We start from the raw sequence: 15,427 nt of genomic DNA on the forward strand, positions 1-15,427 counted from the left end.
TCTTAGGAAAGATGGTTAATTGAACAGACAAAGGATGGCATAGCTATGAGCCAACTAAACCCTACGCTAATCACGTTTATGTTTTATATCATGGCAATGATTGGCATTGGATTGTATGCATATAAGGCTACAACCAACTTTGACGATTATATTTTAGGTGGACGAAGCCTAGGTAGTGTCGTTACCGCACTTTCAGCTGGTGCTTCAGATATGAGTGGCTGGCTCTTAATGGGTTTACCTGGTGCAATTTACTTATCTGGTTTATCCGAGGCATGGATTGCGATTGGTCTTATTATTGGGGCTTGGCTAAACTGGCTTTTGGTGGCAGGTCGTCTACGCGTACACACCGAAGTTCAGCATAATGCACTCACCCTACCTGATTATTTCACTAGTCGTTTTGGCGATTCAAAAAAAGTACTGCGGATTATTTCAGCCGTTGTTATTTTAATCTTTTTTGCAATTTACTGTGCTTCAGGCATGGTTGCTGGCGCCCGTCTATTTGAAAGCTTATTTGGCTGGAACTACACCACTGCTCTTTGGATTGGTGCTATCGCAACGATTAGTTATGTCTGTATTGGTGGATTTCTTGCCATTAGTTGGACCGATACCTTCCAAGCAGGCCTAATGATTTTTGCATTACTTCTTGCACCAATTATGACTTACATAGCCATTGGTGATAATGCAGCACATGTTGGTGCAATTGTAGAATCTGTGCGTCCACATGCGAATAATTTAATTTCAGATTTAAGTACTGTTGCTATTTTATCTTCTATGGCATGGGGCTTAGGTTACTTTGGCCAACCGCATATTTTAGTACGCTTTATGGCGGCTGACTCAGTAAAATCTATTCCTGCGGCACGTCGCATTGGTATGACATGGATGATTCTTTGCTTAGGTGGTGCAGTCGCAGTAGGCTATATCGGGATTGCTTACTTCCATGCAAATCCTGCGCTGTCCGCAATGGTCACTGCAAACCCTGAAACTATTTTCATGGAATTAACTAAAATCTTGTTTAACCCGTGGGTTGCAGGCGTGATTTTGGCTGCCATTTTAGCTGCCGTAATGAGTACATTAAGTTGCCAACTTTTAGTGTGCTCAAGCACCCTAACAGAAGATATTTATAAAGCCTTCATCCGCAAAAATGCCTCTCAAAATGAATTGGTTTGGGTCGGCCGTCTAATGGTCATTGCCATTGCAATTCTTGCAATTTTACTTGCGCTTAACCCAAATAGTAAGGTTTTAGGCTTAGTCGCTTATGCTTGGGCTGGGTTTGGTGCAGCTTTTGGTCCACTTATTATTTTGTCTTTGTTCTGGCGACGTATGACTATAAACGGTGCAATTGCAGGTATGGTTGTAGGTGCGGTAACGGTAATTGTGTGGAAAAACACGATGGCCGCGACAGGCATTTACGAAATTATTCCAGGATTTATCTTGGCAACTATCAGTATCATTGTATTTAGTTTACTCAGCAAAGCACCATCGAAAGACATTACCGCTCGTTTCGATCAAGCCAATGATTTGTATGAAAAAGAAATGCAAGAGTTAAAAGCTGGAAAATAAAAACCGATACAAATTTAGGGGCTTCGGCCCCTTTTTTGTTCACTGTAAATTATGAAATTAAGATTTTTTAACAGGTTGTTTGATACTAATTTGGCTGGTTTCTTTAATCACTTCCATCACAGGATAGCTTCGAGTTTCTTTAACTCCTGGAAGTTGCCAAAGCACCTGCCCTGATATTTTTCGAAACTCTTCCATATTGGCACAGCGTATTTTCACTACGAAATCAAAACCACCGCTAATCATGTGGCATTCGACAATTTCTGAATAATGAATCACGGCATCGGAAAACTCTTCCAAAGCATTAGGCGTGGTTTTATCGAGTAAAATTTCTACAAACACCACAAAACTTTTGTTAAGCATGTCCGAATTAAGCTTTGCCTCATAGCCCAAGATATAACCATCTTTGGTGAGCTTTTGCACACGAGCCAAAGCGGCTGTAGGTGAAAGGTTGACTGCTTCAGCCAATTTAATATTTGATATTCGACCATCTTTTTGCAGAATATCCAATATTCTGATGTCTGTACGGTCTAATAGCATAATTGGGTTTGTCATCTGAATAATTCCCTAAAAATGACACCAAATATAGTGAGTTGTGCTGCATATTTTCTGTGATCATAAATTAAATCCAGTCCAATACTCAATTTAATTTTCTATGTCACAGGATGTTGACTAAAATGTTAGACGCAACTTCTCCTATCAGTACTGATCATTCTCAAACTGGTTATATTACTCACTTCACTTCAAAATCGGAATTTGAGCTTGAAATCAACGACGCTTGGCGTCGCTCAGAAAGTGAATGTGTTGAAAATTTATTGGCACATAGCCAAATTGATCAAGAACTTTCAGATCGAATTTATCAACTGGCTTTTGATTTGGCCCATAGTTTACGTGAGCACAAAGGCGAGTCTGGTAAAGCCGGCATTGTACAAGGCTTATTACAAGAGTTTTCCTTATCTTCGCAAGAAGGTATTGCACTCATGTGCCTTGCAGAAGCACTTTTGCGTATTCCAGACAAAGCAACACGTGACTTGTTAATTAAAGATAAAATTAACCAAGGTAACTGGAAAGATCACCTTGGGCAAAGTAACTTGATGTTTGTGAACGCTGCTGCTTGGGGGCTCATGCTTACTGGTAAGCTAATGGAAACACCAAAAGCCAATAGCCTCTCAGGTATGCTGACCAGCCTTTTGGCACGTAGTGGCCGTGGCGTCATTCGTAAAGCTGTAGACGTTGCAATGCGCATGATGGGTGAGCAATTTGTTACAGGTGAAACCATTAATGAAGCCTTAAAAAATGCAGAAACACTTGAAGATAAGGGTTTCCGATATTCATACGACATGCTCGGTGAAGCAGCCCTAACCGATCATGATGCAGAACGCTACTATGATGATTACACCAATGCCATTCACGCCATTGGCAAAGCATCAGCAGATAAAAATGTGTATGACGGCCCAGGTATCTCCATTAAGCTTTCAGCATTACACCCACGCTACCAACGTTCGCAAATTGCCCGTGTACAAGATGAACTGTATGCCAAAGTTTTAAACCTTGCTGTATTGGCTAAAGAATACGACATTGGCTTAAATATTGATGCTGAAGAAACAGAGCGTTTAGAAATTTCATTACAAATGCTTGAACGCCTTTGCTTCGAACCAAAGCTGAACAATTGGAAAGGCATTGGTTTTGTGATTCAAGCCTACCAAAAACGCTGTTTCTATGTCGTTGACTATGTCATTGATCTTGCCAAACGTAGCCATAAACGCTTAATGATTCGTTTGGTTAAAGGTGCTTATTGGGACAGCGAAATTAAAAAAGCACAAATTGATGGTATGGATGAATACCCTGTATTTACCCGTAAAGTACATACCGATTTGTCTTATATTGCTTGTGCACGTAAACTTTTGGCAGCTCCTGATCAAATTTACCCACAATTTGCCACCCATAATGCGCAAACTTTAGCAACAATCTACCAATTGGCAGATCCTGCGAAATATTATGTGGGTCAATATGAATTCCAATGCTTACATGGCATGGGTGAACCACTCTACAAACAAGTTGTTGGTGATAAAAAAGACCATAAACTGGGTGTTCCTTGCCGTATTTATGCACCTGTTGGCAACCACGAAACTCTACTCGCGTACCTAGTTCGTCGCCTGTTAGAAAATGGCGCAAATACCTCTTTCGTGAATCGAATTGCAGACAAAACTTTAAAAATTGATGATTTGATTGAAAATCCACGTCAAACCATTGAACACTCAGCGAAACTTGAAGGCCAAGCTGGCTTAAAGCACCCTTCAATTCCTTACCCAATTCATCTGTATGGTACTGAGCGAAACAACTCGACTGGCTTAGACTTAGCCAATGACCGTGATTTATTGGCGCTCGATTTAACAGCCCAAGAACTTAGTAAAGTTGAATGGCAAGCATTACCAATGGGTGAAAACTTACATTCAGAAACTGAAAGCACTGCACTTCCAATCTTAAATCCTGCAAATCATCTAGATTTAGTTGGTCATGTAACAGAAGCCAGCTTAGAACAAGTCGATATTGCACTAAGTTCTGCAACTGCCGCTCAAGATGCTTGGAAAAACTTAGCGAAAAATGAACGCGCGGCATGTTTACAACGTGCAGCCGACAGCATGGAAGCGCAGCTACAGCCATTAATGGTTTTACTGTGCCGTGAAAGTGGTAAAACCTATGCCAATGCCATTGCAGAAGTACGTGAAGCTGTAGATTTCTTGCGTTACTATGCAGCACAAATGGTGAACCTTGAACCTGCAACACAGATTGAACCATTAGGTACAGTCTTGTGTATTAGCCCGTGGAACTTCCCACTGGCAATTTTCAGTGGTCAAATCGCAGCGGCCTTAGTTACAGGTAATACCGTTATAGCAAAACCTGCCGAACAAACCCCATTGATTGCAGCACAAGCCGTGCAAATTTTATGGGATGCTGGTGTACCTAAAGCCGTATTACAACTGTTACCTGGCCGCGGTGAAACTGTCGGTGCGAAGTTAAGTGCAGATGCACGAATTAATGGCATCATGTTCACAGGTTCAACAGAAGTCGCACGTATTTTACAAAAAACTGTTGCTCAGCGTTTAAGCCTAACTGGCCAATCCGTTCCGTTAATTGCAGAAACAGGTGGCCAAAATGCCATGATCGTCGATTCATCTGCACTGACAGAACAAGTTGTGTTAGATGTGGTGAATTCTGCTTACGACAGTGCGGGTCAACGCTGTTCTGCACTTCGTGTACTGTGTGTACAAGAAGACAATGCTGAAACTGTGATCACCATGTTAAAAGGTGCAATGAAACAGCTTCAAGTGGGTCAACCTTATCTCTTAAGTACAGATATTGGCCCTGTGATTGATCGTGAAGCAAAAGGTATTATTGATCAGCATATTGCTAATATGCGTACCAAAGGTCATAAAGTTCATCAAATCATGCGTAATAATGACGAGACGGATTTACAGCAAGGCACTTTTGTACCACCTACCCTAATTGAGCTTCCAAATCTCGATGATTTAAAACGCGAAGTTTTTGGTCCTGTATTACACGTTATTACGTACAAATACGGCGAACTTGATCAACTACTCACGCAAATTAATGCTAAAGGTTATGGCCTCACCATGGGCTTACACACTCGTATTGATGAAACGATTCAAACCGTCATTTCACATGCAGAAGTCGGAAACCTTTACATTAACCGTAATATTGTTGGTGCAGTCGTAGGTGTACAACCTTTCGGTGGCGAAGGTCTTTCTGGAACTGGCCCAAAAGCTGGTGGTCCAATTTATGTGTACCGACTAATGCAACAGTGCAGCCAAAAACAGTTGGCAACACCATACGCGGTTGGCTCAGCTGAAAGTTTGCCAAATCAGCAAGAACTGTACGATGCATTTAAACTTTGGGCAGAAAAAACCTTCCCTCAATTTAAACTTCAGACTCCTGCTGCCTTTTGTGTAGGCCATAGTTATGAACTACAAGGTCCTACGGGTGAAAGTAACCAATATGTGGTACTACCTAGACATCGTGTACTAACAATAGCAGCTCAAGAACAGGATCAGATCCAACAGTTACTTGCGCTATTTAAAGTCGGATGCCAACCTGCTGTACTTCCAGATAATACTTTTATATTAAAGTACTTATCTAGTATGCCAAAGGCTGTAGCAAATCGTATTGCCGTTGTTAGAGACATCCAAAATGGACAATTTGATGCGGTGCTACTCCACGGAACAAAGAACGAACTACTAAGCCTACAACAACATATCGCCAACCGTGATGGTGCAATTATTGGTATTACTCGTTTAGAACCGGGTCAATATGACATTCCACTCGAGCGATTTGTCATTGAGCGTGCAATTAGCATTAATACCGCAGCTGCTGGTGGTAATGCGAGCCTCATGACCATGAGTTAACTTATCCACGCTTCCTCAGAGCAAGGATCGCCGAAGTTGTATACGTACAGCTTCGGTTTTTTATTCAGTTAAATCCTAAAGTAGTGAGTTTCTTGCAACATTTTTAGAATAATTTGACCCTTCAAGTTCAAACTTTGTTACCATCCCTGTTTTGAACATACATGTGATTTTTTCTGTATATGACTTCTTCTTATCAGCAACAACTTGATGCAAAAGTTGAGCGTATTTCAGCGCAATTTGCCGAATTTAATCCTCCTTCATTAGAAGTTTTTGACTCGCCTGAGCAAAACTTTCGTATGCGTGCAGAATTCCGTATTTGGCATCGTAAAGAAGGCGGTATGTTCTATGCAATGTTTGAACGTACTGAAGATGACAAGAAAAAAGTTGTAGAGATTAAAGAGTTTCCTATTGCAGATCAGAGCATTAATGCCCTAATGCCGAAGTTACTTACAGCTTTGGAAGCAGATCCTATGCTGTCTGCACGCTTATTCCAAGTCGACTTTTTGGCAACGCTTAGTGGCGAAATGCTGGTGTCTTTACTTTACCATCGCAAGCTTGAGCCAGAATGGGAAGTGGCTGCCAAAGCTTTGGCTCAGGAATTGAACATTCAACTGATTGGCCGTTGCCGTGGTCAAAAGTTTGTTTTAGAAAATGAATTTGTCGTAGAAGAATTACAAGTATTCGATCGCCAATATAAATACAAACAAATTGAAAATAGCTTTACTCAGCCAAATGCAAAAGTTTGTCAAAAAATGCTGGAATGGGCATGTAATGTCGCTCAACAGTCCAATAAAGACTTACTTGAACTTTACTGTGGTAATGGTAACTTTACCCTGCCTTTGGCTTCGCGCTTTAACCGTGTATTGGCAACTGAATTAGCAAAATCGTCGGTTTATGCTGCACAGTGGAATATCGAGCAAAATGGTGTAGACAATATCCAAGTTGCACGTTTATCTGCCGAAGACTTTACGCAAGCCTATAATGGCGAACGTGAATTCCGTCGCTTACAAGAAGCCAATATTGATATTTCAACTTATGACTTCGACACAGTTTTTGTTGATCCACCACGTGCGGGTATCGACGATGAAACATTAAAACTGATTCAACGCTTCGAACGCATTATTTATATTTCATGTAACCCAGACACTTTACATGACAATTTAAAAACCTTGTCAAAAACCCACAAAGTCACAAAATTCGCAATGTTCGATCAATTCCCGTATACGCATCATGTAGAATCTGGTGTGTTACTCGAAAAGATTTAAACAAAACATTTCATGTCATAAAAGCATAACCCAAAGAGCTTAACATTAAGCTCTTTTTTATTACTTAAAAATAAGTAAGTTAAAATATACAAGCCCCCTATACTTTCTTTATTTCGTTCATGTTCATTAGATTAATCGGAAAATCTAGAGTTCAACTGGTGCTTTTATCACTTTGGTAGACTTGTATTATTTTACAGATTGACTATATTTCGTTCTATCGAAGGTCATAAATGAAGGCTCTATGAGTTTTTGGCAAAAATTGTTCTCAACTGAACAGGAAAACGGGCATAAAAACCAAATTGCTTGCGTTGAAAATGATTGCTCATGCAAATCTAATGAACAACTTCTAGAAGCGCTTGCAAAAGCAACCGATGAAGATGTCATTCTTGGCATAAAGAAAGTTCTAGCTTCTCGTGGCTATAGTCGTAAAGAGCTCAATGAGCTACAACATCTACCATTGCACTAAATTGTAGATTGTACAAAAAGGCATTTCATCCCCATGAAATGCCTTTTTTAATGTCTATAATTTTGGCAATTCAAACCCAAGCTTTCGTCTTCTTAGCTAAATGACTGCTTTGTTTATAATTTTTTTCATCTTTTTGTTATGATGATGCACAATAATGAAAAATTATAAGAAATCAGGGATATTTGCGATGAAACTCCATCTATTGATGTTACTCGGAAGCCTCAGTTTTATACTGACAGGATGCCAACGCCTAACCGAAGAATGCCAAAATTATTGGACTAACATCGAAAAAATATCCAAGCAGATGCAAATGTCTGATCTTCAAATTAAAACACGTAAACAACAGTTTAAAGAGCAAGTCACTGCCATGAATAAACAAGAAGCAATCGAATACTGTAGCCGACAAAGTAGTTTTCTTAATTTAATGAAAGAATAGCCACCAACCTGTAATTCTCAAAGTAAATCTTCGAACTTCGATACTTTGCTTCCATGTACATAAATTTCTTTAGTTTGAGTCTACAAACACCTTATTGCATGGCTCAAATTCGCTATAAGCCAACATTGGCCCCAATCGCCTCCATGCATCATGTCTGTTCAATGCAGGAATATAAGCACTGGATAATGACCCATCTAAATATAATGCATCATCAACGCCCAGTGCTTCCTTAAAGAAAGTTGCAAACTGATAGAAAGTCACAGGCTGATTACTAATTACAAAATATAACTGCTGATTTTTCAATCCGACACCATTTCGAATTTTATATGAGCTGACATCTTTTAAAAAATTAGGATTGATCTGCCCTTGATGGACCAACATTGGGCCTGACTGCGTTGCATAACGTGGATTAAAAGTATTTTTTGCATATTCCGCAGTGCTCTGTAAACGAACTTCCTGATCATTCCAAGCCAACACCCCATTCGGCTGAATCAGAAAGTTACCATAGCCCTGCGTGGCTCTGTTTAAGGATTGAAGTTGCTGGCCATCTTCAACATATAATCCAACTGCCGAATAATCGCTGTGAAACATTCCTGCATTCATTGCAAAACTTAAGGGCTGACATGCTTGACGCATTCGCTTAGCCAAATGCGTTAAAGTCGCATAAGGCTCACCATTGCTCTGATACAAATGTAAGCTGAGGGCTTTAAAATTTTTGACTTTCACAACATCTGCCTGAATAGGTTCAGACACATGCCACTGCTCTATATCAGCATCTGCTTGTAGCGCCATACTTATGCCGACCCAACTCAACACAAGGCCATACCATAGCGTCGGTTTATACATGCTGTTCACCTGTCGAATGCTCAAACAAAGTCTAGCCTAAAGAGTCGATTAATTCACAAAAAAGAAGTAGACTAAAAGCCTAACAATACACTTGTAACTTTATTGGCGAACGTAGACATGCATCAGCAGAGCAGACGGTTTCCTTTAGGGGCACATTTAATCGTCAAACATTTTGGTTATAGTCATCACGGCATTTACGCAGGTCGCGGCAGAGTAATTCATTACTCTGGATTCGCGCATCTATTTAAAAAGCATCCCATTGAAATCACTTCAATTGATGAATTTAGCCGTGGCAAACATATCGACGTTCAGCACTATAGCCAACCTAAGTTTACTGGTCGTCGAGTTGTTCGCCGTATGCGTTCACGTATGCACGAAAACCATTATCACCTCATTACCAATAACTGTGAGCATTTGTGCACATGGGCAATCACAGGCGTCGAAAGTAGCCCACAAGTGTACCGTATGATGAATCGCCTCACGACGATTGGCTATGTCAGCTCTGCAATGAGCTTTATGAATAGCATGTTCTTAACGCTTACTACAACTAGCTTTGCACTTGTGTTGTATATTAAGAAAAAATTACGCGATAAAGCCAATCATAGACTGAAACAGTATTTCGATTTTCGCAATCAGCAACAAAAGAATCGCTAAGTCACATTCGAATTATACTGCAACTATTCACCTACTATTTTTGAATAGGTATAGCCCAAATATCCGTTACATCATGACGATTAAAATGCCTTATTTTTCTTAAGTTTTATAGACTGATTCCACTTAAAATCATAAGCTTGTGCTATCGACATTGTAGTTTTAGCGTTTGGGTCTTTTATGATGCTTCAGTTTAATGCAGATCAGCTCAAAGTTATTCAACTGCGCGAAGGCTATCATGCATGTTTAGCCCCTGCAGGAAGTGGTAAAACTGAAGTCCTCACCGAGCGTATTGTGCAAGCTCTAGCGCGTAATGTAAAAGCCGATGATATTTTATGTCTGACTTTTACCAACCGTGCAGGCTTAAATATGCGAGAGAAAGTCACTGCTCGCTTGGCTAAAAATTTTCCACAATTGTTTATTGGCAATCTACATGCCTTTTGCTTCAAATTATTAATGAAGCACTATGACAGCCAGCATCGTGACTTAATCAATGAAGAACTGCAAAAACGCCTCATACGCCAAGCCTTAGAACAATTAAATGCATTACTCATTCAGCCACATCATGAGGTTTTGGTTCAGTTACAACATTGTTTAACCCGCTATGAGCTTAAAGCAAATGCACTCGATGGCTTTGATCCTCAAGCACTCAACTACTGCCATTACAGTATTTTTAAAAATGAAGATCCATACGCTCTATGGAATATGGAAGCGATTCGCAATTTATGTTTGCCCTTAATCTCTGAAGCACGGCATTTTTTAAAACCTGAACAGAAAAGTTATATTCTAAGCCGCTTACGTACCCTTGATCAGAACATTCCTGATCACTGCGTTAAATATGCATTTGTCTTGGCGGTATATTTTAATGAGGCTTATCAAGCACTCAAAAAACACTATCATTTTTATGATTATGATGACCTTATAATAGATGCGCTCGTGCTACAAAATCAGCCTAAGGCCAAACGCTATGGATGGATTCAAATTGATGAAGTACAAGACCTCTCGCCTTTGCATTGGCTTTTGGTCGACCATCTCACTGCCAAAGATGCCCATATTTTAATTTTAGGTGATGTCAATCAATCGATTTATCGTTTTCAAGGTGCATCTGTAGAATTAACCCAAGAGCGCTTAGGGCAAAATGTACATGTATTGGAAGAAAACTACCGTAGTCCAGACAATCTCGTTCAACTGTCTAATCAGTACATGGCATCTAGCCTAGATTCAACCTATAAAATCACAGCACGTGCCCACAAAAAAGCACATCCACGTGCCTTACTGCACTTGCACCGTGAATTTGATACTGAACATACAGCCGACCTCATTCGTCATATTCACATGCTCAACCAAAAAGATGAATCTACCGCCGTTTTGCTGTCGACCAATCGTCAAGCCGATGCCTTTTCAGATCAACTCAATCAGCAAGAGTTAAGGCATTTTTTTGTTGCACAAAATGATTTGTTAAGCCGTGAGTTTTATTTAGACTTTATGGCCTTTGTGAGTGCATTAAAAGACCCTGAAAATCGTTTGGCCTGGGCGCGTCTGTTGTGGCGCTTTGGCAATATTCAGCACTATAAACCTACACATTTAAAAGAGACTGAAGCACAATTTGCTACTATTCAGTTGGTTCATGAACTACGCGAGCATGGTTGTTGGCTCAATAATTTCATTAACATTAGCGACTGCTATCAGCATCAACAGCAGTGTTTAATCCAACATATACAAAACAACAGCTTTGCCTATTTTGATACAGAAACCACCGGGCTTGATCTCGCCCTAAATGATATTGTTCAAATTGCAGCTGTTACGCAAGATCAAGAGCTTAATTTATATTGCCTATCGGATCAGGACTTAAGCGAAAGTTATAAAATTCATGGGATTGATGCGTCTGTACTGGCAAAACATGGTTTAGATGCCAAACAACAGCTACATACATTTATGCAATTTAGTCATGACAAAGCACTGATTGCTCATAATTTAAAGTTTGATCAGGCCATGCTGACTGAGAATTTAAAGCGTTATGCACCCGAATTATCAGACATATTTTTTAGCCAACATAAATTTTGTACGCTAGAACTGACGCGCCAGCTGTTTCCAAATTTAGACAGCTATAAACTTGGGCATTTATTGGCACATTTTAAATTAGACGGCGAAAACAGCCACAATGCCTTAGATGATGTAAAAGCAGGTCGCGCACTATTAAACCCCTTACTGGCTAAAATTCAACAGAATGAAACAGCGCTAAGTGCTTATATCGCACAAGCTGAAAAATGCTTAAACGTATTTAACCAAAACTTTAGCCCGCTCTGGAATTTGGCACAATATAGTATACGGCGTAATGGTGATTTTAAAATTCAGCAACTATTTAAGCTTTATACACACTATATGCAAGCATTTAATCCTCAGCTTTATGAAGCGCATATAGATACAAGTATTGAACAACTTCGAGTCAAACTGCTCAACCATGCAAATTATCATTTTGAGCATATTCATAACCCGTATCAATATTTTGATGAAGCGATTCCCTTCTATCAAACCGCAAAAGAGTCTGATCTCATCACTCCAAATGATCAACTAATTGTCAGTACGATTCATCGCTCCAAAGGGCTTGAGTTTGATCATGTCATTTTGCCAGACTTAACCCATCAAAATTTCCCTGGCTATATGGTCGTCAAAAAACAAAATAGTGAATCACAGCTCCATCAAAATGAAGGTCATCAGCTGTATAAAGAACAAAAGCGCTTGTTATATGTCGCCATTACCCGCGCCAAACAGAGCCTGACCATTGGTAGCTATAATCTTAAAAGCATTGAACAAAGCTGGTATAAGCCGCGACACTATAAAATCACCAGTTTCATGCATAAACATCAAGCTAACTTTGAGTCGATTTAATTCATATACCTAAGGTTGAACGCATTCAATTGAGCGATACCAAAATCGCTCAATTTCACTCACCATAAAACCTTAGAGCAGATTTCCTTTGGCTGTCGCACTTACAGGTGGTGGTAGCTCCAAATCCAAGGAACTCAGCATTTCACGCTCTACCCCACGTACTATGGCATCCAAAGCCAAGTCATTTTCTTGCACGCCAAAGGGTTCTTCTAGCTCTGCACTTAATGCATCTAGACCTAAAAACAAATAGGCGATCAGCGCCACGATAATGGGTGTCCATACGCCAAGACTGGTGGCTAAGCTAAAAGGCAAAATAAAACAAAATGAATATACGGCGCGATGCAACAACACCGAATATGAAAATGGTAAGGGTGTTGATGAAATCCGATCGCAACCCGCGTGAATATCCCCCAAAGCCACCACATGCTGGCTCACAGCTTGATAAATAATATCGCTGATAGTGCCTTGCTGATACAACTTGGCTAAGTCCTGCTGCACCAATTCAAGTAAATATTGCGGTGCATTAAAATGGTTTTGAAGTTTGTGCCATTGCTGATCATTCAATCCTAAGGCCACTTGCGTTTGGCTAAAGTACATATCTTGCTTACGCAAACGATCACGTAACAAAGCACTAAACTGCATGACTCTCAGCATCATCAATTGGCGTGAAGTCTCAGGTAACACATGGCTATCGCGACAGATATGGCGCGTTTGAGCAATCAATGCTCCCCATAATTTACGGCCTTCCCACCAGCGGTCATAGCATGCTGTATTTCGAAAACTCAGAAAAATCGAAAGAATCACACCAAAAATTGTAAATCCAATGGCAGGTACTTCGGGCATATTCACATAATGGCGTGCATTTAAATACACCAAACTAGCTGATATTAGGACCACAATAGCCAGTGCAGGCACAACTTTGGGTAAAATTGTGCCATGCCAAGCAAATAACAGTTTAAAACTATTGGCTTTATCTCGAACAATCATCTGCTCACCTTAGATTTAGATTCCACAAAAAAGCCCAACCGAGGTTGAGCTTTTGAATCAAGATCGGAGGCGAACCTCAAGCATGTTAGACGCTAGTTTTCACTCAACATGCCTTTGGCTACCCTTTCATTTGATGGTGTAAATTATTTACCTGGCTTAAAGCTGTCTTTTAAGTCCAAAATACGGTTAAACACAGGTTTTTCATTGCTGTAATCGTGTTGATCTGCAACAAAATAACCTTCACGTTCAAATTGGAAACGATCTTCAGCTTGTACTTGTGCCAATGAAGGTTCAACTACAGCTTCCACAATCGTTAACGAATTTGGATTTAAGTTTTCTAAGAAATCTTCACTGATTTCAGGATCTGCTTCTGTAAATAGACGATCGTAAATACGAACTTCGGCTTTTACACCTTTGCTTGCAGAAACCCAATGTACAACGCCTTTTACTTTACGCCCTTCAGGGTTTTTACCTAAAGTTTCAGGATCAATTGAACATTTCAGCTCAACCACTTCACCATTTTCATCTTTAATCACTTCGTCACACTTAATCACGTACGCATGACGTAAACGAACTTCACCACCCGGAATTAAACGTTTAAAGCCTTTTGGTGCAACTTCTTCAAAGTCCTTACGGTCAATGTAAAGCTCAGACGTTAACGGAATTACGCGCTCGCCCATATCTACGTTTGGATGACGTGCATGTACCAAGTCCATGTCTTGTGGCAAGTTGGTTAAAGTCACTTTCAGTGGATTTAACACCGCCATTGCACGGCTTGCCGTATTTTCTAAAGATTGGCGAATACAGAATTCAAGCATTGCAACATCGACAATACTGCCATCCACTTTAGTTACACCAACACGCTTACAGAACTCACGTAAGCCTTCTGCTGTAAAACCACGACGACGCATACCCACAACTGTTGGTAAACGTGGATCGTCCCAACCATTTACAAAACCGCCATCCACTAAACGACGTAATTTACGCTTAGAAGTAATAGTGTAGTCGACATTTAAACGGCTAGATTCGTACTGACGTGGTACTGCAGGTGATTTAACTTTTTCTACAACCCAGTCATAGAATGGACGGTGATCTACAAACTCTAATGTACACAATGAATGCGTAATGCCTTCAATCGCATCGGATAAAGGATGCGCATAATCGTACATTGGGTACATTTTCCATTTATCACCTGTTTGGTGATGTTCAGAATGCAGTACACGGTACAAAATTGGATCACGCATGTGAACGTTTGGAGATGCCATATCAATTTTGGCACGCAGTACAGCTTTACCTTCGCCAAGCTCGCCGTTACGCATTTGCTCAAAACGTGCAAGGTTTTCTTCAACCGACGCATCACGTTGTGGTGAGTTTTTGCCTAAATCGACAAAATTACCGCGGTTTAAACGAATTTCTTCAGGGCTTTGCAAATCTACGTATGCATCGCCTTGTTCAATCAGTTGCACAGCCCATGTATACAGCTGATCAAAATAGCTTGATGCATAGCGTGGTTCGCCATTCCAATCAAAACCTAACCATTTTACGTCGTTGGCAATACCATCTACGTATTCTTGCTCTTCTGCATCAGGATTAGTGTCATCAAAGCGAAGGTTACATAAACCTTCAAACTCTTGTGCAATACCAAAGTTTAAGCAAATTGCTTTTACATGGCCAATATGTAGATAACCATTTGGTTCTGGTGGGAAGCGTGTAACAACTTGTTTTGAACGGCCAGTAGCCAAATCGTCCGTAATAATTTGACGAACAAAATCTAAGCCAGGCTGTTGTTCTTGCTGCGCAGCATCGACAGACGCATTATTACTTGGTGTCGGGTTATTTGGCAGTGTTGAAACAACATCATTCGGCTTCATAGTTAAAAAATCACTTTTGATGAAAAAAAATATAG

General features: G+C 40.2%; 11 protein-coding genes. 7 read left to right on the plus strand and 4 right to left on the minus strand.

The features are described from left to right. The first annotated feature begins 45 nt into the window (after positions 1–45). Positions 46–1,560 carry a sodium/proline symporter PutP gene (gene putP, locus C9E88_RS09595; protein WP_106984780.1) on the plus strand — a complete coding sequence of 505 codons (1,515 nt, stop codon included), beginning with the start codon at positions 46–48 and terminating at the stop codon, positions 1,558–1,560. Between the two features lie 57 nt (positions 1,561–1,617). On the opposite strand, the gene C9E88_RS09600 is transcribed toward putP, so the two are convergent. Continuing rightward, positions 1,618–2,112, minus strand: a complete 495-nt coding sequence (locus tag C9E88_RS09600) for a winged helix-turn-helix transcriptional regulator (protein WP_106984781.1) — start codon at positions 2,110–2,112, stop codon at positions 1,618–1,620. Positions 2,113–2,234: 122 nt separating this feature from the next. On the opposite strand from C9E88_RS09600, the gene putA reads away from it, so the two are divergent. The 4 genes from putA to C9E88_RS17910 all read left to right on the plus strand — a co-directional run bounded on the left by putA (position 2,235) and on the right by C9E88_RS17910 (position 8,148). Next, a complete protein-coding gene (gene putA / locus C9E88_RS09605) occupies positions 2,235–5,981 on the plus strand; it encodes a trifunctional transcriptional regulator/proline dehydrogenase/L-glutamate gamma-semialdehyde dehydrogenase (RefSeq protein WP_106984782.1) in 3,747 nt (1,248 codons plus the stop codon). A gap of 179 nt (positions 5,982–6,160) precedes the next feature. Beyond that, positions 6,161–7,246, plus strand: a complete 1,086-nt coding sequence (gene trmA, locus C9E88_RS09610) for a tRNA (uridine(54)-C5)-methyltransferase TrmA (RefSeq protein ID WP_106984783.1) — start codon at positions 6,161–6,163, stop codon at positions 7,244–7,246. A 241-nt stretch (positions 7,247–7,487) separates the two neighbouring features. Further along, complete coding sequence (locus C9E88_RS09615) at positions 7,488–7,712, plus strand: hypothetical protein (RefSeq protein ID WP_106984784.1); 225 nt, start codon at positions 7,488–7,490, stop codon at positions 7,710–7,712. A gap of 310 nt (positions 7,713–8,022) precedes the next feature. Then, a complete protein-coding gene (locus tag C9E88_RS17910) occupies positions 8,023–8,148 on the plus strand; it encodes a hypothetical protein (RefSeq protein WP_264766842.1) in 126 nt (41 codons plus the stop codon). Positions 8,149–8,217: 69 nt separating this feature from the next. Here the strand turns inward: C9E88_RS17910 and C9E88_RS09620 are convergent, their stop codons facing one another. Further along, positions 8,218–8,994, minus strand: a complete 777-nt coding sequence (locus tag C9E88_RS09620; protein WP_106984786.1) for a phosphodiester glycosidase family protein — start codon at positions 8,992–8,994, stop codon at positions 8,218–8,220. Between the two features lie 117 nt (positions 8,995–9,111). Here C9E88_RS09620 and C9E88_RS09625 point away from each other — a divergent pair, with 117 nt between their 5' ends. Beyond that, positions 9,112–9,648 carry a lecithin retinol acyltransferase family protein gene (locus tag C9E88_RS09625; protein WP_106984787.1) on the plus strand — a complete coding sequence of 179 codons (537 nt, stop codon included), beginning with the start codon at positions 9,112–9,114 and terminating at the stop codon, positions 9,646–9,648. 177 nt (positions 9,649–9,825) lie between these two features. After that, on the plus strand, positions 9,826–12,534 hold the full coding sequence (locus C9E88_RS09630) for a UvrD-helicase domain-containing protein (protein ID WP_106984788.1): 2,709 nt from the start codon (positions 9,826–9,828) through the stop codon (positions 12,532–12,534). A 72-nt stretch (positions 12,535–12,606) separates the two neighbouring features. On the opposite strand, the gene C9E88_RS09635 is transcribed toward C9E88_RS09630, so the two are convergent. Both C9E88_RS09635 and C9E88_RS09640 read right to left on the minus strand, forming a co-directional pair. After that, on the minus strand, positions 12,607–13,521 hold the full coding sequence (locus tag C9E88_RS09635) for a bestrophin family protein (protein ID WP_106984789.1): 915 nt from the start codon (positions 13,519–13,521) through the stop codon (positions 12,607–12,609). 143 nt (positions 13,522–13,664) lie between these two features. Further along, positions 13,665–15,392, minus strand: coding sequence for a glutamine--tRNA ligase/YqeY domain fusion protein (locus C9E88_RS09640; RefSeq protein ID WP_106984790.1), 1,728 nt, complete (start codon positions 15,390–15,392; stop codon positions 13,665–13,667). Between the last annotated feature and the right edge of the window lie 35 nt (positions 15,393–15,427).

Source organism: Acinetobacter cumulans (assembly GCF_003024525.3).
GTDB classification, from domain to species: Bacteria; Pseudomonadota; Gammaproteobacteria; order Pseudomonadales; family Moraxellaceae; genus Acinetobacter; species Acinetobacter cumulans.

Excerpts from the sequence above, each read along its gene's own strand:
- putA (WP_106984782.1), top strand. The coding sequence starts at position 2,235 with ATGTTAGACGCAACTTCTCCTATCAGTACTGATCATTCTCAAACTGGT.
- C9E88_RS09635 (WP_106984789.1), bottom strand. The coding sequence starts at position 13,521 with ATGATTGTTCGAGATAAAGCCAATAGTTTTAAACTGTTATTTGCTTGG.
- C9E88_RS09600 (WP_106984781.1), bottom strand. The coding sequence starts at position 2,112 with ATGACAAACCCAATTATGCTATTAGACCGTACAGACATCAGAATATTG.
- putP (WP_106984780.1), top strand. The coding sequence starts at position 46 with ATGAGCCAACTAAACCCTACGCTAATCACGTTTATGTTTTATATCATG.
- C9E88_RS09640 (WP_106984790.1), bottom strand. The coding sequence starts at position 15,392 with ATGAAGCCGAATGATGTTGTTTCAACACTGCCAAATAACCCGACACCA.
- C9E88_RS09620 (WP_106984786.1), bottom strand. The coding sequence starts at position 8,994 with ATGTATAAACCGACGCTATGGTATGGCCTTGTGTTGAGTTGGGTCGGC.
- C9E88_RS09630 (WP_106984788.1), top strand. The coding sequence starts at position 9,826 with ATGATGCTTCAGTTTAATGCAGATCAGCTCAAAGTTATTCAACTGCGC.
- C9E88_RS09615 (WP_106984784.1), top strand. The coding sequence starts at position 7,488 with ATGAGTTTTTGGCAAAAATTGTTCTCAACTGAACAGGAAAACGGGCAT.
- trmA (WP_106984783.1), top strand. The coding sequence starts at position 6,161 with ATGACTTCTTCTTATCAGCAACAACTTGATGCAAAAGTTGAGCGTATT.
- C9E88_RS09625 (WP_106984787.1), top strand. The coding sequence starts at position 9,112 with ATGCATCAGCAGAGCAGACGGTTTCCTTTAGGGGCACATTTAATCGTC.
- C9E88_RS17910 (WP_264766842.1), top strand. The coding sequence starts at position 8,023 with ATGTCTGATCTTCAAATTAAAACACGTAAACAACAGTTTAAAGAGCAA.